The 17,781-nt window shown below is 61.6% G+C and carries 15 protein-coding genes and 1 other RNA gene; 9 read left to right on the top strand and 7 right to left on the bottom strand.

Annotation, left to right across the window (positions count from 1 at the left end; all coding sequences use genetic code 11):
• Positions 1–6: 6 nt before the first annotated feature.
• The 4 genes from dapB to grpE form a co-directional block, all read right to left on the bottom strand.
• Positions 7–810 carry a 4-hydroxy-tetrahydrodipicolinate reductase gene (gene dapB, locus ACSAMW_RS17690; protein WP_500591403.1) on the bottom strand — a complete coding sequence of 268 codons (804 nt, stop codon included), beginning with the start codon at positions 808–810 and terminating at the stop codon, positions 7–9.
• Positions 811–835: 25 nt separating this feature from the next.
• A complete protein-coding gene (gene dnaJ / locus ACSAMW_RS17685) occupies positions 836–1,963 on the bottom strand; it encodes a molecular chaperone DnaJ (protein ID WP_168085638.1) in 1,128 nt (375 codons plus the stop codon).
• 231 nt (positions 1,964–2,194) lie between these two features.
• Positions 2,195–4,108 carry a molecular chaperone DnaK gene (gene dnaK, locus ACSAMW_RS17680; RefSeq protein ID WP_500591402.1) on the bottom strand — a complete coding sequence of 638 codons (1,914 nt, stop codon included), beginning with the start codon at positions 4,106–4,108 and terminating at the stop codon, positions 2,195–2,197.
• 105 nt (positions 4,109–4,213) lie between these two features.
• Positions 4,214–4,780, bottom strand: a complete 567-nt coding sequence (gene grpE / locus ACSAMW_RS17675; protein ID WP_500591401.1) for a nucleotide exchange factor GrpE — start codon at positions 4,778–4,780, stop codon at positions 4,214–4,216.
• 208 nt (positions 4,781–4,988) lie between these two features.
• Between grpE and recN the strand changes: the two genes are divergently transcribed.
• Complete coding sequence (gene recN / locus ACSAMW_RS17670; protein WP_500591400.1) at positions 4,989–6,662, top strand: DNA repair protein RecN; 1,674 nt, start codon at positions 4,989–4,991, stop codon at positions 6,660–6,662.
• A gap of 167 nt (positions 6,663–6,829) precedes the next feature.
• Here recN and fur read toward each other — a convergent pair whose 3' ends face one another.
• Positions 6,830–7,243 carry a ferric iron uptake transcriptional regulator gene (gene fur, locus ACSAMW_RS17665; RefSeq protein WP_168085634.1) on the bottom strand — a complete coding sequence of 138 codons (414 nt, stop codon included), beginning with the start codon at positions 7,241–7,243 and terminating at the stop codon, positions 6,830–6,832.
• Positions 7,244–7,340: 97 nt separating this feature from the next.
• Here fur and ACSAMW_RS17660 point away from each other — a divergent pair, with 97 nt between their 5' ends.
• Complete coding sequence (locus tag ACSAMW_RS17660) at positions 7,341–7,865, top strand: outer membrane protein assembly factor BamE (protein ID WP_500591399.1); 525 nt, start codon at positions 7,341–7,343, stop codon at positions 7,863–7,865.
• Positions 7,866–7,938: 73 nt separating this feature from the next.
• Here the strand turns inward: ACSAMW_RS17660 and ACSAMW_RS17655 are convergent, their stop codons facing one another.
• The gene (locus ACSAMW_RS17655) at positions 7,939–8,373 is read right to left on the bottom strand and encodes a type II toxin-antitoxin system RatA family toxin (protein WP_168085632.1); all 435 of its coding nucleotides are present in this window, start codon (positions 8,371–8,373) and stop codon (positions 7,939–7,941) included.
• 7 nt (positions 8,374–8,380) lie between these two features.
• On the bottom strand, positions 8,381–9,784 hold the full coding sequence (locus ACSAMW_RS17650) for a sodium-dependent transporter (RefSeq protein ID WP_500591398.1): 1,404 nt from the start codon (positions 9,782–9,784) through the stop codon (positions 8,381–8,383).
• 134 nt (positions 9,785–9,918) lie between these two features.
• Here ACSAMW_RS17650 and smpB point away from each other — a divergent pair, with 134 nt between their 5' ends.
• The 7 genes from smpB (at position 9,919) to ssrA (ending at position 17,376) form a co-directional block, all read left to right on the top strand.
• The gene (gene smpB, locus ACSAMW_RS17645) at positions 9,919–10,404 is read left to right on the top strand and encodes an SsrA-binding protein SmpB (RefSeq protein ID WP_168085630.1); all 486 of its coding nucleotides are present in this window, start codon (positions 9,919–9,921) and stop codon (positions 10,402–10,404) included.
• Positions 10,405–10,665: 261 nt separating this feature from the next.
• Positions 10,666–11,490: a (Fe-S)-binding protein gene (locus ACSAMW_RS17640; RefSeq protein WP_500591397.1), complete on the top strand. Its 825-nt coding sequence runs from the start codon at positions 10,666–10,668 to the stop codon at positions 11,488–11,490.
• A complete protein-coding gene (locus ACSAMW_RS17635) occupies positions 11,487–12,938 on the top strand; it encodes a LutB/LldF family L-lactate oxidation iron-sulfur protein (protein ID WP_500591396.1) in 1,452 nt (483 codons plus the stop codon). Before ACSAMW_RS17640 ends, ACSAMW_RS17635 begins: the two co-directional genes overlap by 4 nt.
• Complete coding sequence (locus ACSAMW_RS17630) at positions 12,935–13,606, top strand: LutC/YkgG family protein (RefSeq protein ID WP_500591395.1); 672 nt, start codon at positions 12,935–12,937, stop codon at positions 13,604–13,606. Before ACSAMW_RS17635 ends, ACSAMW_RS17630 begins: the two co-directional genes overlap by 4 nt.
• Complete coding sequence (locus ACSAMW_RS17625) at positions 13,603–16,467, top strand: FAD-binding and (Fe-S)-binding domain-containing protein (RefSeq protein WP_500591394.1); 2,865 nt, start codon at positions 13,603–13,605, stop codon at positions 16,465–16,467. The genes ACSAMW_RS17630 and ACSAMW_RS17625 overlap by 4 nt, the downstream gene beginning before the upstream one ends.
• Positions 16,468–16,606: 139 nt before the next feature.
• The gene (locus ACSAMW_RS17620) at positions 16,607–16,894 is read left to right on the top strand and encodes a PA2433 domain-containing protein (protein WP_500591393.1); all 288 of its coding nucleotides are present in this window, start codon (positions 16,607–16,609) and stop codon (positions 16,892–16,894) included.
• 82 nt (positions 16,895–16,976) lie between these two features.
• Positions 16,977–17,376, top strand: a transfer-messenger RNA (tmRNA) gene (gene ssrA / locus ACSAMW_RS17615).
• Positions 17,377–17,781 lie beyond the last annotated feature (405 nt).

Here is a 17,781-nt window from a genome sequence, read left to right as displayed (position 1 = left end):
CCTTCTTCAATGCAGGTCCAGCACATCCTGCATGTCGTACAACCCTGGTGCGCGCCCATCCAGCCACAGGGCAGCACGAACGGCCCCTTTGGCAAACGTCATGCGGCTAGAGGCCTTGTGGGTGATTTCCACACGCTCGCCCTCGGCAGCGAACAGCACGGTATGGTCCCCCACCACATCCCCGGCGCGCACGGTGGCAAAGCCGATGGTCTCGCGCTTGCGCGCACCGGTCTGGCCTTCGCGGCCGTACACGGCCACTTTTTCCAGGTCCCGGCCCAAGGCCTTGGCCACCACTTCTCCCATGCGGACAGCTGTACCTGAAGGGGCATCCACCTTGTGGCGGTGATGGGCTTCCAGAATCTCGATGTCCACGTCATCGCCCAGTACACGGGCGGCGGTGTCCAGCAGCTTCAGGCACAGGTTCACGCCGATGCTGAAGTTAGCGGCGAACACGATGGGGATATCTTTGCCCGCCTCGGCCAGGCGTTCCTTTTCCTCGGTACTGAACCCTGTGGTGCCAATAACCATGGCCTTGCCCGCCTTGCGGCAGAAGGCCAGGTTTTTCAGGGTGACCGTGGGGTGGGTGAAGTCGATCAGTACATCGAACTCTTCCGCCACGCGGGCCAGATCACCGGAAATCGGCACGCCGATCCGCCCCAGCGCAGCCAGCTCACCCGCATCAGCGCCTACCAGGGTGCTGTCCGCCCGGTCGATGGCGGCAGTGAGCCCGGCGCCAGGCGCCTGCTGCACGGCCTCGACCAGGGTTTTCCCCATACGGCCAGCGGCCCCCATCACAGCTATACGTCGCATCAGTGAATCCTTTTGATCGTTGGCTTCAGAGGTCGCCAAAGAAGCGCTTCATACCTTCGAACCAGCCGCTGGCCTTGGGCGAATGCGTGGTGTTGCCTTCCAGGGATGCCCGGAACTCTTCCAGCAACTCGCGCTGACGGCGATCCAGGTTGACCGGCGTTTCCACCGCTACACGGCACAGCAGGTCACCTGGCGAGCCGCCACGCACTGGCGCCACACCCTTGCCACGCAGGCGGAACTGCTTACCGGTTTGCGTGCCATCCGGGATCTTGAGCTTCACTCGACCGTCGAGCGTAGGCACTTCCAGCTCTCCACCCAAGGCGGCATCGGTAAAGCTGATGGGCACTTCGCAGAACAGGTTCTTGCCGTCGCGCTGGAAGATCGCGTGCTCGCGCACGTTGATCACCACATACAGGTCGCCGGTAGGGCCACCCTGCGCGCCCGCCTCGCCCTCACCGGACAAGCGAATACGGTCGCCTGTATCGACCCCTGGCGGTACTTTTACGGAAAGGGTCTTGAATTCCTCGACACGCCCTTCGCCATGGCAAGCGTCGCACGGGTCGGAAATGATCTTGCCCTGGCCATGGCAGCGCGGGCAGGTCTGCTGCACCGAGAAGAAGCCCTGCTGCATGCGCACCTGGCCAATGCCGGCACAGGTAGGGCAGCTGATGGGCGAGGAACCCTTCTTGGCGCCATTGCCGTCGCAGACCTTGCAGTTGACCAAAGTGGGAACACGGATACTGACGGTGGTGCCGCGCACGGCTTCTTCGAGGTCCAGCTCCAGGGTGTAACGCAGGTCGCTGCCACGCTGCGCGCCGCCACGGCCACCCCCACGCCCGCCAGCGCCGAAGAAGTCACTGAACACGTCGCCAAAGATGTCGGAGAAGTTAGCACCGCCAAAGCCTTGACCACCGCCACCCATCTGGGGATCTACCCCAGCATGACCGTACTGGTCGTAGGCAGCGCGCTTGCTGGCATCGGACAGCACTTCATAGGCCTCGTTGGCCTCCTTGAAGCTTTCTTCTGCCGCTTTGTCACCCGGGTTGCGATCCGGGTGAAGCTTCATCGCTACTCGGCGATAGGCTTTCTTAAGCTCGGCTTCGCTTGCGCCCCGCTCTACCCCCAGTACCTCGTAATAGTCACGCTTAGCCATATGGTTGTTCACACCTTGAATAGATTTCGCCAATGCCCGCTGTGCGAGCGGGCAGGCAGGTTCCTTACGTACTCACCATGCAGGCGCAAAGCTTGGCGCCTACAGGCGGCTTTGGGGAACCTTGAAATTCCTGTACCCCAGACACGCCAACGCGGGAGCCAAGGCCCCCGCGCGGCGACATGCTACCAGTCACCACACGTATGCAGGAAACCGGCCGATCACAAGCAGTACTTACTTGTTGTCTTTCACTTCTTCGAACTCGGCATCGACTACGTCGTCGTGCTTCTTCGGCTCTTCACCGGCGGGCTGGGCAGGGGCTTCCTGACCGGCGTCGGCGTACATCTTCTGAGCAACAGGTGCAGTCACCTTGGACAGCTCTTCGATACGCGCTTCGATGGCCGCCTTGTCGTCACCCTTCACTGCTGTTTCCAGTGCGGCAACAGCCGTTTCAATGGCGGTTTTCTCTTCAGCGGTTACCTTGTCGCCGGCTTCGCTGACCATCTTGCGGGTAGAGTGCACCAGCGCGTCACCTTGGTTGCGAGCAGAGGCCAGTTCTTCGAACTTGCGATCTTCCTCGGCGTTGGCCTCGGCATCACGCACCATCTGCTGAATCTCTTCCTCGGACAAGCCAGAGTTGGCCTTGATCACGATGGACTGCTGCTTGCCAGTGGCCTTGTCTTTGGCGCCTACGTGCAGAATGCCGTTGGCGTCGATGTCGAAGGTCACTTCGATCTGAGGAACACCGCGCGGTGCTGGTGGAATCTCGCTCAGGTCAAACTTGCCCAGGGACTTGTTAGACGTCGCCTGCTTACGCTCGCCCTGCAGCACGTGAATGGTCACAGCGCTCTGGTTGTCGTCGGCGGTAGAGAACACCTGAGACTTCTTGGTCGGGATGGTGGTGTTCTTCTCGATCAGCGGCGTCATCACGCCACCCATGGTTTCGATACCCAGGGTCAGCGGGCTGACGTCCAGCAGCAGCACGTCCTTCACGTCACCAGCCAGTACGGCGCCCTGGATAGCAGCACCCATGGCAACGGCTTCGTCCGGGTTCACGTCCTTGCGTGCTTCTTTGCCGAAGAAGTCGCTTACCAGTTTCTGGACCAGTGGCATGCGGGTCTGGCCGCCTACCAGGATCACGTCGTGGATGGAGCCCACGTCGATACCAGCATCTTTCAAAGCAATGCGGCAAGGCTCGATGGTGCGCTGAACCAGGTCTTCCACCAGCGCTTCAAGCTTGGCGCGGGAGATTTTCACGTTCAGGTGCTTCGGCCCGGTGGCATCGGCCGTGATGTACGGCAGGTTCACGTCGGTGGACTGAGACGAAGACAGCTCGATCTTGGCTTTTTCAGCGGCTTCTTTCAGGCGCTGCATGGCCAGCGGGTCGCCCTTGAGGTTCATGCCGCTTTCTTTCTTGAATTCGTCTACCAGGTAGTCGATCAAGCGGATGTCGAAGTCTTCACCACCCAGGAAGGTGTCACCGTTGGTGGCCAGTACTTCGAACTGATGCTCGCCGTCCACTTCCGCGATTTCGATCACGGACACGTCGAAGGTACCGCCGCCCAGGTCATAGACGATAACGGTGTGGTCGCCGCGCGCTTTGTCCATGCCGTAGGCCAGGGCTGCTGCAGTTGGCTCGTTGATGATGCGCTTGACGTCCAGGCCCGCGATACGGCCGGCGTCCTTGGTAGCTTGGCGCTGGCTGTCGTTGAAGTAGGCCGGCACGGTGATGACCGCTTCGGTCACGGACTCACCGAGGTAGTCTTCGGCGGTCTTCTTCATTTTTTTCAGCACTTCAGCCGAGATCTGTGGCGGTGCCATCTTCTGGCTGTTCACCTCGACCCACGCATCGCCGTTGTCAGCCTTGGCGATCTTGTACGGCACCATCTTGATGTCTTTCTGAACGACTTCTTCTTCGAACTTGCGGCCGATCAGGCGCTTTACTGCATAGAGGGTGTTGTGCGGGTTGGTGACCGCCTGGCGCTTGGCCGACTGCCCTACCAGCACTTCGCCGTCGTTGGCGTACGCAATGATGGACGGCGTGGTACGCGCGCCTTCCGCGTTTTCGATAACTTTGGCTTTGCCGTTTTCCAGCACGGAGACACAGGAGTTGGTTGTCCCCAGGTCAATACCGATAATCTTGCCCATGTATGAAACTCTCCCGAAACTTTGAATTAGGTTGCCGCGCCAGTGGTGGCTGTACGCGGTAGCACTCGAACGCTTGACGACTAGATGGGGGCCGCTTTACGGATTTCAAGCCTTCTCGTTGATCGAAGGCGTGGCCGGTGCCACAGGCTTGCTGACCACAACCATGGCCGGGCGCAGCAGGCGGCCGTTGAGCTGGTAACCCTTCTGGAACACCTTGAGTACGGTGTTGGGCTCGACGTCGGCGCTTTCCTGCATGGCCATGGCCTGATGGTGTTCGGCGTTGAACGGCTCGCCGTGCGGGTCTACCGACTCGGCGCCGTAGCGCTTGAGGGTATCAGCGAACATTTTCAGGGTCAGTTGCATGCCTTCGCGCATGGGGCGCAGGGCTTCGTCTTCACCGCTGGACAGCTCCAGGCCGCGCTCAAGGCTATCAACGATAGGCAGCAGGTCACCGGCAAACTTCTCTAGCGCAAACTTGTGCGCCTTTTCCACGTCCTGCTCGGCACGGCGGCGGATGTTCTGCACATCAGCGGCAACGCGCAGTGCCTTGTCCTTCTCGGCGGCCAGTTGCTCTTCGAGCGCCTGCACCTGTGCAGCGAGGTCATCGCCCGTGGCTTCTGGTGCCGGGGTGAGGTCCGGGTTCTGTTCGTCCAGAGTCTTTTCTTCAGCCATGGAATTCTCCTTTGAGTACGTCGGCGAGCAATACCTCGCTGGATGCCGGCTATATGGGGGCCGTGATTGCGAGGTTCAAGGGCTAAGGCGTGAGCAAATTCTCAGTCAGGCGCTGAACGGCTATCGGATCGCCTTGCAGATGGGATTGTCAGGCGCCCCAATAGCACTGTATAAATAACCAGACCTTCACGCCTTGGGGATCGTGACCATGCTGGTACACCTGTCCGTTCACAACTACGCCATCGTCGAACACCTGGACCTTGAACTGGAACGCGGGATGAGCGTAATCACCGGTGAAACGGGTGCCGGCAAGTCCATCATGCTCGATGCCCTGAGCCTCACGCTTGGCGCCCGTGCAGACAGCGGCGTAGTGCGCCCTGGTGCTGACAAGGCGGATGTGCTGGCCACCTTCGACGTGACCGACATCCCCGATGCGCGCACTTGGCTGGCCGAGCGGGACCTGGAAACCGACGCCCACTGCATTCTGCGCCGGGTGATCACCAGCGAAGGCCGTTCCCGTGCCTACATTAATGGCACGCCCAGCCCGTTAAGTGACCTCAAGGCGTTGGGTGAGCTGCTGATCGACATCCATGGCCAGCACGAGCACCAGACCTTGCTCAAGCCAGACACGCACCGCCGCCTGCTGGACGAATTCGCCGGCGCCAGCGACCTGGCCCGGCAGGTAATGCTGGCAGCCCAGCGGTGGCGGCAAACCCGCCAGGAAATTCACCGTTTATCCAGCACCAGCGATGAACAACGTGCCCGCCATCAGTTGCTCAGCTACCAGTTGGAAGAACTGGAAAACCTGGCGCTGGGCGAAAACGAACTGCAGGAACTTGAAGACGCCCAGAAAAACCTGGCCAATGCCGAGGGGCTATTCGCCACCAGCCGGCAAGTGGTGGAGCAGTGCTCGGAAAGCGACGCGGGCAACATCATGGACGCACTCAGTGCCTGCCTGAACCGGCTTACCTCAGTGGACAACCCGCCTCGCGCCTTGCAGGAAGCGGCGAACATGCTGGCCTCGGCTCAGATTCAGGTCGAAGAAGCAGTGGGTGAACTGAACCGCTTCGTAGACAACTTCGAAGCCGACCCTGCGCGCCTGCAACTGGTCGAAGAGCGCCTGGACACTATTTATACCTTGGCGCGCAAGCACCGCATTCAGCCGGCCGAGGTCGCGGCCCTGCAACAAAAGCTGTTCGACGAAGTGGAAAGCCTGGCAGCGTGCGACGAGTCTATCGAGCGCCTGGAAGGCGAGTTGGCGGCCTTTGCCCGGCACTATCAGGAAAAGGCGGCCGAGCTCAGCGCTCTGCGCACCGAAGCGGCGCAACGGTTGGCAGGGGCGGTAGAGGAAGAAATTCACCGGCTGGGCATGCCGGGTGGCCGCTTCCGTATCGAATTGAAACCCCATGACGGCAAGGACCTGCACCCCAATGGCCTGGAAAGCACGGAACTGATGGTAAGCGCCAACCCCGGCCAGCCTATCAAGTCCCTGGCCAAGGTCGCGTCGGGGGGTGAGCTGTCGCGTATCAGCCTGGCCATCCAGGTGATCACTGCTCAAACTTCGCGCACCCCTACCCTGGTGTTCGACGAAGTGGACGTGGGCATCGGCGGCCCTACCGCAGAGATCGTAGGCCAGTTGCTGCGCCGGCTGGGTGATCGCGGCCAGGTACTGACCGTGACGCACCTGCCCCAGGTAGCCGCTCAAGGGCACCATCACCTGTTCGTGCACAAACTGCGTGGCAGCGACGAAACACGCACCGCCGTTCGCAGCCTGGCCAAGGCCGAGCGTATCGAGGAAGTGGCGCGCATGCTGGGTGGGGTGGACCTGACCAAGGAATCCATTGCCCATGCCAAGAAAATGGTGGTCAGCGCCAAGGGTTGATCAGCAAAGCTGTGCTTTAAGCCGCTTGCTTGCTGTGGGACCGGTCGTAGCCGAAGGCGTAGCCCCGGAACCTTGTGCACGCTATTTGCCTGTAAATACCTACGGCTGTTGGCAGAAGCCAGCCTCTCGCCAAACAAAAACCCCGCATTGAAAGCGGGGTTTGTTGGTCAACCTAGCGACTTGCGCTTACGCACGTACAGCACCAGGTTGTGGTCCATCAGGTCGAAGCCGTGCTCGGCCACAATCTCCTTCTGGCGCTTCTCGATTTCACTGTCGAAGAACTCGATCACCTCGCCCGACTCCACGTCTACCATGTGGTCATGGTGGCCGCCATCGGCAAGTTCGAACACTGCATGGCCACCATCGAAGTTATGGCGAACCACGAGCCCGGCAGCTTCGAATTGGGTCAGTACACGGTACACCGTGGCCAGGCCAACATCTTCTCCCGCTTCCATGAGGGCCTTGTACACGTCCTCAGCGCTCATGTGGCGCTGCTCGGCCGAGTCAAGCATTTGCAGGATCTTGACCCGTGGAAGGGTCACCTTGAGGCCTGCTTTTCGTAATTCGTTGTTTTCAACCATGGTCAGCTTTCTCGCCGATGCTGCTTCGCAGCTTGATTCAATGCGGGTATGATCGGGGCTTTGTTGACCCAGCCAAGATAGTGGAAGTCGCCCACCGATGCAAAACACCAAGCACTTGCTTACCAGCCTCACCCTCGTGAGCCTGCTCGCACTCGCCGGTTGTTCGTTCCCCGGGGTTTATAAGATCGACATCCAGCAGGGCAATGTCGTCACGCAGGACATGATAGACCAGTTGAGGCCTGGAATGACCCGGCGGCAAGTGCGGTTTATCATGGGCAACCCCCTGTTGGTGGACACCTTCCATCCCAACCGCTGGGATTACCTGTACAGCATGCAGCAAGGTGGCGCCCGTCGGCAGCAGGAGCGCGTGAGCGTGTTCTTCAATGGCAACGACCAGCTGGCCAGCCTGTCGGGTGACTTCATGCCAGGTGTGAGCCGCGACGACGCCATTCTGGGCAAGGACAGCGCCGCCCCTGCCGACCAGGCACCTGCCCAGCCACAGCAGCAGCCAGAAACACCGCCCCAGCCAGGGTCGCTGCTTGAAGACATCCAGCGTGATGTGGACCAGGCCAAGCCGATTCCCGTGCCTAGCCCGCAGCCGATCGAAAGCTCGCCGCGGTAACATGCACCTGCAAAAAAAAGCCCGGGCTCATGCACCGGGCTTTTTTTTGCCTTCGCTTTGCCGACGACTGGCGTCAGCCATTGAGCTGTTTGGCGCGCTGGCAGAACGCATCCACCAGCGTGTTGGCCGCCTGGTTGAACAGTGGCCCCAAGGTGGCGCGCACAATGGGGCCGTCATAGTCGAAGGCCAGGTCCAGGCTGATCTTGCAGGCTTTCTCACCCAAGGGCTTGAATACCCAGATGCCATGCAACTGGGTGAAAGGCCCCTCCTCCAGGTTCATCTCGATGCGCTCGCCTGGTACCAGCTCATTGCGGGTCACCAGGCGCTGGCTCAGGCCACCCTTGGCCACTTCCAAGCTGGCGCGCATGGACGTTGGTGTACTGTCCAGCACCTTGGTGGACGAACACCACGGCAGGAATTCCGGGTAGCGCGCAACGTCGTTCACCAGGTCGTACAGGGCCTGGGCGGGATAAGGAAGCAGGGCGGAACGTTGAATATGGGTTGTCATGGACGCGTCATTTCCAAAGCTGGGCAGCAAATACGATGAGGATGCCGCACGGCGCCACATAGCGCATCAAAAAGAAGGTCGCCTCGAAGGCCAGCGGATGCCGCATGGCCAGCTCGTCGCGCACCGCAGCGCGCCCCATCACCCAGCCGGCGAATACCGCAAAGCACAGCCCGCCGAGCGGAAGCATGATTCGTGAGGTGAAGAAATCCACCACCCCAAAGAAGTCCAGGCCTGCCTGGGCTCCCCATTGATAGAGGTGAAAGCCGGCGGCATCGTTCACGAAAAATTTGGCTTCCTTCCACAGGTTGAAGGAAAACACGGTGCCCAGGCCGAACAGCCAGCAGGCCAGCGCCAGCCAGGTGGAGACCCAGGCGCGGGAGATTTTGTGCCGCTCCACCAGGTACGCCACCATGGGTTCGAGCAGCGAAATGGCTGAGCTCCAGGCAGCGACCCCTACCAGAATAAAGAACACCACACCCATCACCTGGCCGAAGGGAACGCTGCCGAAGGCATAAGGCAGGGTCACGAACATTAGGCCTGGCCCTTCGCTGGGGTTAAGCCCGGCCGCGAACACGATGGGGAACAGCGCCACACCTGCCAGCAGCGACACGAAGGTGTCCAGCAGGGCCACGGAAACGATGGTGCCGCCAATGGACGCGCTCTTGGGCATGTAGGCCCCGTAGATCATGATCGAGCCCACGCCCACGCTTAGGGAGAAGAACGCATGGCCCATGGCGGGCAGCAACCCGTCCAGCACCTTGCTGGCGTCAAAGTCGAACATGAAATGCAGGCCCTGCATGAAGTGCCCGGTGGTCATGCTGTAACCCAGCAGCACCACCAACAGCACAAACAGCAGCGGCATCATGATGCGCAGGCTGCGCTCCAAGCCACCTACCACGCCTTTGGCAATCACCACGGCGGAGGTGAACATGAACACGCTGTGCCAGAAGATCAGCCGTAGCGGATCGCCGATGACATTGCCGAAATAGGCACCCACCTGATCGGGCGTGACGCCTTGGAAGTCCCCTTTGGCCATGTCCAAAATGTAGTCGAACGACCACCCGCCCACCACGCTATAGAAGGACAGGATCAGCAAGGCCGTGAGCATGCCGGCAAAGGCCGCCCAGGACCAAGCGGCAGGCTGGCCCACATCCCGCGCCAGGGACGCCAGGGCATTGGCCGGGCTTTGCCGGGCACGGCGGCCGATCAGGGTTTCAGCCAGCATCACCGGCACACCGATCAACGCAATACACGCCAGAAACACCAGCACGAACGCACCGCCGCCGTACTCGCCCACCATGTAAGGGAATTTCCAGATGCTACCCAGCCCGACCGCAGAACCGGTAGCTGCCAGGATGAATACCCAGCGGCTGGCCCAGCTTCCATGGACGGATACCTTTTCACTCGACATCCGTTTACTGCCCCTGAACAAAAATGAGCGCGCATTGTCCGGGATTCGTCGTGGCGGCTCAACCGCTCGTAGTGCCTTTGAAACGCGCACAAACCGTAGCCGAGCGTCAAACTTGCCCCTATAATGCGCGCCCTATGGCCAAGCAAAAGAAGCACCCTACGGGGACAATCGCGCTGAACAAGAAAGCGCGGCACGACTATTTCATCGAGCACCGCTTCGAAGCGGGGCTGGTACTTGCCGGTTGGGAAGTCAAAAGCCTGCGGGCTGGCAAGGCGCAGCTGGTCGACAGCTATGTGCTGCTCAAGGACGGCGAAGCCTGGCTGTTCGGCTCGCACTTTACGCCGCTCACCGCCGCCAGCACCCACGTGATTGCGGACCCTACCCGTACGCGCAAGCTGCTGCTCAACAAGAAAGAGCTGGAGCGCCTGCATTCCTCGGTACAGCAGAAAGGTTACGCTGCCGTGTGTACCGCGCTGTACTGGAGCAAGCACTTGATCAAGTGCGAAATAGCACTGGGCAAGGGCAAGAAGGAATACGACAAGCGCGACACCGAGCGCGAACGCGATTCCGCCCGCGAGATCCAGCGCGCCGTGCGCAACAAGGGCAAGGGCGACGAATAGCCCTTCGCGCATGTTTTCGTATGCGCGCGAATATCGCTTTCGCGCGCTACACACGTGCTCTGTGGGAGCTGGCGACAGCCTGCGAACACGCTTTCGCGCGCTTCGCACGCTCCTACAGCGGTCTATCCTCGCAATCTCACTAGAACGCCGCACAAGGTCGAACTAACCTCATATCAGCACGTGTGAATGGGCAGCCCCATTCGAGCCAAACGCGCCCGCGCCTACCTATAACAAACCGGGCCCTTGCGGAGCACACACCTGATGAGCGAGCTCTATTACAACGCCGCGCCTAACGCGACCCGCGTGGCCGCTCCTGTAGCACCCACACGAACGTACCCCACGGCCAAACCCGCCCGGGTGTACCTGTTCGGCACCTGTGTAGTGGATATTTTCTTCCCCAGTGCCGGCCTGGACGCTATCCGGCTGCTGGAGCGCGAAGGCATCGCTGTCGACTACCCCCAAAACCAAAGCTGCTGCGGCCAGCCGGCCTACACCAGTGGCTACACCGACCAGGCCCGTACCGTGGCCGCCGCACAGTTGGCGCTGTTTGCCGAACCCTGGCCGGTGGTGGTGCCGTCCGGCTCCTGCGCGGGCATGTTTCGCGAGCACTACCCTACCTTGTTCAAGGGCGACCCGGTACGGCGTGAACAGGCCCTGGCCCTGGCCGACCGTACCTATGAGCTGGCGGAGTTCCTGCTGCACGTGTGCCAGGTCACCCTGAACGACCAAGGTGCCCCCCTCAAGGTCGCGCTGCACACCTCCTGCTCGGCCCGCCGCGAAATGAACACGCACCTGCACGGCCGCGCGCTGCTGGCCCAATTGAGCAAGGTGGAGCGAGTGGACCACAGCCACGAAAGCGAATGCTGCGGGTTCGGCGGCACGTTCAGCGTACGCATGCCGGACATTTCCGGCGCCATGGTCGCCGACAAAACCCGCTACCTGATGGACTCCGGCGCCGACCAGGTCATCAGCGCCGATTGCGGCTGCCTGATGAACATCAACGGTGCCCTGGAGAAACAGCAGCAGCCCCTGCGCGGGCAACACCTGGCCAGCTTTCTGTGGCAACGCACCGGGGGTGCCCAATGAGCACCGCCACCCGTATTCCCGCCCAGGAACTACCCAGCACCTTTCGTGAGCGCGCCCATGTAGCCCTAGGCGATAGCCAACTGCGCAGCAACTTCCGCACAGCCATGGATTCACTCATGACCAAGCGCGCCCTAGCCTTCGCCGACGCCGAGGAACGGGAGCAACTGCGCACCTTGGGTAACGCTATTCGTGCGCGCGCGCTCTCTAAGCTGCCCGACCTGCTGGAAGCCCTGGAACGCAACCTCACCCGCCAAGGCATTCAGGTGCATTGGGCCGAAACGGTGGAACAGGCCAACGAGATTGTGCTGGGCATTGTAGCCACCCATGAAGCGCGCCAGGTGATCAAGGGCAAGTCCATGGTCAGCGAGGAAATGGAGATGAACGACGTGCTGGCCGCCCAAGGCATCGAATGCCTGGAAGCGGACATGGGCGAATTCATCGTGCAGCTGGACCACGAAAAACCCTCCCACATCATCATGCCCGCCATCCACAAGAATGCCGGCCAGGTCGCGTCCCTGTTCGAGCGCAAGCTGGGGGTGGAGTACACCCAGGACGTAGATGCGCTGATCCAGATCGGCCGGCGCGTGCTGCGGCAGAAGTTCTTCGAGGCGGATATCGGCGTGTCTGGCGTGAACTTCGCTGTCGCCGAAACCGGCACGCTGCTGCTGGTGGAAAACGAAGGCAACGGCCGCATGGTCACCAGCGTGCCCCCGGTACATATCGCGGTCACCGGCATCGAGAAGGTGGTGGAAAACCTGCGCGACGTGGTGCCGCTGCTGTCCCTGCTCACACGCTCGGCGCTGGGCATTCCTATCACCACCTACGTCAACATGATCTCCAGCCCGCGCAAGACCGGGGAGCTGGACGGCCCCGAGGAAGTGCACCTGGTGCTGCTGGACAACGGCCGCAGCCAGGCCTTTGCCGACGGCGAACTGCGCCAGACCCTCAACTGCATCCGCTGCGGCGCCTGCATGAACCATTGCCCGGTGTACACCCGCGTGGGTGGCCATACCTATGGCCAGGTGTACCCTGGCCCCATCGGCAAAATCATCACCCCCCACATGGTGGGCCTGGAAAATGCCCCCGACCACCCCAGCGCCTCGTCCCTGTGCGGTGCCTGCGGCGAAGTGTGCCCGGTCAAGATTCCCATCCCGGCCTTGCTGCGCCGCCTGCGAGAAGAGAACGTCAAAGCGCCTACCGAAGGTGCACCGCTGCTGCGCGGGCAAGGGAGCAAATACTCACGCAAGGAGCGCCTGGCCTGGAACACCTGGGCGCGGCTTAACAGCTCGCCACGGCTGTACCGCGCCTTCCTGAAAATGACCACGCGCCTGCGCGCACTGGCCCCTGCCGCCGCAGGCCCCTGGACGCAGCACCACAGCGCGCCAACGCCTGCGCCCCGGTCCCTGCATGAGCTGGCGGCCGAGCACCTGAACAGGAAAACGCCATGAGTGCGCGGAACAGCATCCTCAACACACTGCGCGCCAGCCTGCAGGGCACCACCCCCATTGTGGATAACTTCGATGCCGCCTTGGTGACTGCACCCTGGACCTACCCACCCGAAGAACGTATCGCTCGCCTGCGTCAACTGATGGAAACGGTGCACACCGAAACCCACCTCACCACCACCGGCCGCTGGCCCCTGTTGCTCGCCCAACTGATGCACACCAAGGCGGTGGACAGCTTGCTTATTGCGCCCGCCACCGCCCATGGCCGCCAATTGCTCTGCGCCTGGGAAGACCTGCCCGACGCCCCACACACCCACGCCTACGACCGGCCCATCGAACAGTGGAAAGCCAAGCTGTTCAACGACACCCCGGCCAGCCTCACCGGCACCCTGGGTGCCATTGCCGCCACGGGCAGCCTGATCCTGTGGCCCACCGCCGACGAGCCCCGGCTGATGAGCCTGGTGCCCCCGGTGCATTTCGCCCTGCTGAAGGCTAGTGAGATCCACAGCAACCTGTATGAGGTGATGCAGCGCTTCAACTGGGCTACTCAAATGCCCACGAACGCGCTGCTGGTGTCCGGCCCGTCGAAAACCGCCGACATCGAACAGGTCCTGGCCTACGGCGCCCACGGGCCGAAAGACCTGGTGGTATTGATTCTGGAGGATGCATGAGCCTGCCAGCCGCATTCATGGCCATGGTTGAACGGCTGATTCCCGTGGCACGCCGCTTTACCGACCCCATGGCCCTGCTGGCCTACGGCACCGACGCCAGTTTCTATCGGCTGCTGCCCAAGCTGGTGATCCGCGTTGAATACGAGGCCGAAGTGATCGACCTGCTGCGGGCAGCAGCTGCCGAGCGCGTGGCCGTCACCTTCCGGGCCGCGGGCACCAGCCTGTCGGGGCAGGCCGTGAGCGATTCAGTGCTGCTGGTGCTGGGTGATCACTGGAACGGCCACAGCATTCGCCACCAAGGCGAGCAGATCCGACTGCAACCCGGCGTGATCGGCGCCCAGGCCAATGCCTGGCTCAAGCCCTATGGCCGCAAGCTAGGGCCAGACCCAGCCTCCCTCAACGCCTGCAAGGTAGGCGGTATCGTGGCCAACAACGCCAGCGGCATGTGCTGCGGCACCGCCCACAACACCTACCACACCCTGGCCGGGCTGCGGATGGTCCTGGCCGATGGCGCCTGCGTGGACACGGAACACCCGCCCAGCGTGTCGGCTTTTCGGCAGAGCCACGCCCCGCTGCTCGCCACCCTGCAACAGCTGGGCGAGCAGGTACGTGCCGACCACGCCCTGGCTTCACGCATTCGCCACAAGTACCGGCTTAAAAACACCACCGGCCTGAGCCTCAACGCCCTGGTGGATTACCACGACCCTGTGGATATCTTGAGCCACCTGCTGGTGGGCTCTGAAGGCACCCTGGGGTTTATCAGCGCCGTCACCTACAACACTGTGGTGGACCTGCCCCACAAGGCCACAGCCCTGGTGGTATTTCCCAGCGTCGAGGTCTGCTGCACTGCTGTAACTGCCCTGCGCTGCTGCCCGGTGGAGGCCGTGGAGCTGCTGGACCGCCGCAGCCTGCGCTCGGTGCAGCACAAACCCGGCATGCCCGCTTTCGTCAAAGACTTATCCCCAGGCGCCTGCGCCCTGCTGATCGAATGCGCAGCCACGTCTGTAGAAGGCGTGCACACTCATGTGGCGGAGGTAATGGCCACCCTCGCGGCTTTCGAGGTGGAACAATCCATTGCCTTCACAACCGACCCTGTTGAATACGCGCAACTGTGGGCCATCCGCAAAGGCACCTTCCCCGCCGTGGGCGCCGTGCGTGAAACAGGCACCACGGTCATCATCGAGGATGTGACCTTTCCCGTAGAGCGCCTGGCCGAAGGCGTTAACCGCTTGCTGGCTCTGCTCGACACCCACCGCTACGACGAAGCCATCCTGTTCGGCCACGCCCTGGAGGGCAACCTGCACTTCGTGTTCACCCAAGGCTTCAGCCAGCCAGAAGAGGTCGCCCGCTATGAAGCCCTGATGGCCGACGTGGCGCAGTTGGTGGCCGTGGAATTCGGCGGTTCGTTAAAAGCCGAGCATGGCACCGGCCGCAACATGGCGCCCTTCGTGGAACTGGAATGGGGCACCCAGGCCTACCAGCTGATGTGGACCCTCAAACGCCTGCTGGACCCGCTCGGCATCCTCAACCCGAACGTGGTGCTGAGCGAAGACCCACAAGTCCACCTGAAACACCTCAAGCCCATGCCCGCCGCCGATACGCTTGTGGATAAATGCATTGAATGCGGCTTCTGCGAACCGGTGTGCCCGTCCCGCGGGCTTACCCTCAGCCCCCGCCAGCGCATTGTGGTGTGGCGAGACATTCAGGTACGCCGCCGCGACGGACAAGACGTCAGCCGCCTCGAACATCAGTTCCAGTACCAGGGCATTGACACCTGCGCCGCCACCGGCCTGTGCGCCGAACGCTGCCCGGTCGGCATCAACACCGGGGACCTTATCCGGCAACTGCGCGGCGCCACCGCCCGGCACCCACGCGTCGCCACTTGGGCCGCCGACCACTTCACAACCGCCCTGGCCGGTGCACGCATGGGGTTGCGCCTGATCGACGGCGCCCAACGGCTGCTGGGTGCGCCTCGGATAGCCCGCTACGCAGCGCGCCTGCGCACCTTGAGCAAAGGCGCCCTGCCCCACTGGCCCCTGGCAATGCCTCAACCGGCCACGCCCCTGCCCGAACCCAATGCGAGCCAGAGTACCCGCCCCCGGGTGGTATACCTGGCCGCCTGCGTGGCCCGTGCCATGGGGCCAGCGGCCACGGACCGCGAGCAGACGCCCCTTGTGGAAAAAACCTGCCAGCTACTGGAGAAAGCCGGCTACCAAGTGATATTCCCCGAAGGCCTGGAGGCCCTGTGCTGCGGCCAGCCCTTCACCTCCAAAGGCTATGCCACCCAAGGCAACGCCAAGCGGGAGGCACTGATGGCCGCGCTGTTGAAAGCCAGCCGGGGCGGCCTGGACCCGGTGTACTGCGACACCAGCCCCTGCACGTTGCGATTGGTGGAAAACACTACCGACACTCGCCTGAACCTGTACGACCCCGTGGCATTTATCCACAGCCACCTCTTGGACAAACTGGACATCACCCCACAAGCCGCATCTGTAGCCGTTCACGTAACCTGCAGCACCCAGCACCTAGGCCAAAGCCAGGCACTGTTGGAGATTGCCAAGCGCTGTAGCCAGCAGGTGGTGGTGCCGGAAGGGATTCACTGCTGCGGCTTTGCAGGCGACAAGGGCTTTACTCAGCCCGAACTGAACGCCCATGCCCTGCGTACCTTGCGAAGGGCCGTACAGCATTGCAGCGAAGGCATTTCCACCAGCCGCACCTGTGAGGTGGGCTTGAGCGAGCACAGTGGCTTGGATTACCACAGCTTGGTGTACCTGGTAGACCGCGTATCCCGCCCCAAAACCGTGCACGCTACCGGCTGGGATACTGCCCCAAAAGGAGGCGAACACGCGGCTATCGATTAGGCAACGTGCGCGGGTAATTCGTGTACAAAAAATAGAACCTCCAGGCAGTTGTGCAGGTCAATGGTTTAAGCCCAGCGCATGGGCGATTCTGGCGCCCTGGCATTGGCCAATGCGCGACTTCTTTCAAGGAGATATGCCCATGACCCGTACCCTTATCCCTGCCCTTGCCTTCTGCGCTTCGGCTTTGCTGGCTGGTCAGGCATTCGCTGCCGATGACCTGTGTGCAGCCAACCTGCAGAAAATCAACGACACCATGACCACCGTAAAGGGCACCAACCCTGCCCTGGAAAAAACCATGCGCGGCCAGATCGACGCCGCCAAGGCTGAACAAGCCAAAAATAAAACCGAGGACTGCATTGCCACCACCGGCAAGATCCTGACCGAGCTGGACAACTACACCAAGAAAGGCGGCGCAGCTGGTAACTGATGCACCGCTTTTGCGCAGGTGGTCGACTTCCCCGACCAAAGCGCGTATGATTCACTCACCTGCCGCCGCTGGCAGCAGGTTCGGGGCCGATCAGGATTCGACGCCGGTGATGAAACTTTAGGTGCATGCCGAGTTGGTAACAGAACTCGTAAATCCACTGTTGCAACTTTTATAGTTGCCAATGACGAAACCTACGGCCAGGAATTCGCACTCGCCGCTTAATTGCGACGACTAGAACCTGAGCTTCTGGCTACTTCGGTACCAGCAGTCGCTAGGGGATGCCTGTAAACCCGAAACGACTGTCAGATAGAACAGGATCGCCGCCTAGTACGTCGTGGACGACGCGGCTAAAACTTACACGACTCGCCCAACGCACCCTGCCCCTCGGGCGGCCGCGGGTTAACTTAGTAGAACGGGCTAAGCATGTAGTACCGACAGCGGAGTACTGGCGGACGGGGGTTCAAATCCCCCCGGCTCCACCAAATGATCAAAAAAGGACGTCCACGGACGTCTTTTTTTGTGCCTGCGATTTAATCCATGCCGCCGGTTTTGGCATGTAGGAGCGGGCAAAGCCCGCGAACAAGGCCCAAAATCGCGACGCCCCTCCAAAGCCTAACGCCCTAGCCGGTGTTGTATCCAGGCTGAGCATTTCTGATGCGCCCATGTTGCAGCTGTCGTGATTGTCGAAGACGGTCCCGAAAAGCCCTCGCTCATCCCTCTCGATCACGTCATCAACCGCAGGGGGGGATTTACGACCTCACAACCCTCTTCCAATGCGTCCTCTGCAAGCATGAAGCTTGACGTGTTTAAAATTCAGTCACGCCTACCAGCACAAATGCGTACATCTCATGGGGCCCGATAAAAGCAAGCTTGGGACAAATAGTTGC

This window comes from Pseudomonas sp. AB39(2026), from assembly GCF_059831485.1.
This window is presented reverse-complemented; position numbering and strand designations above follow the sequence as displayed.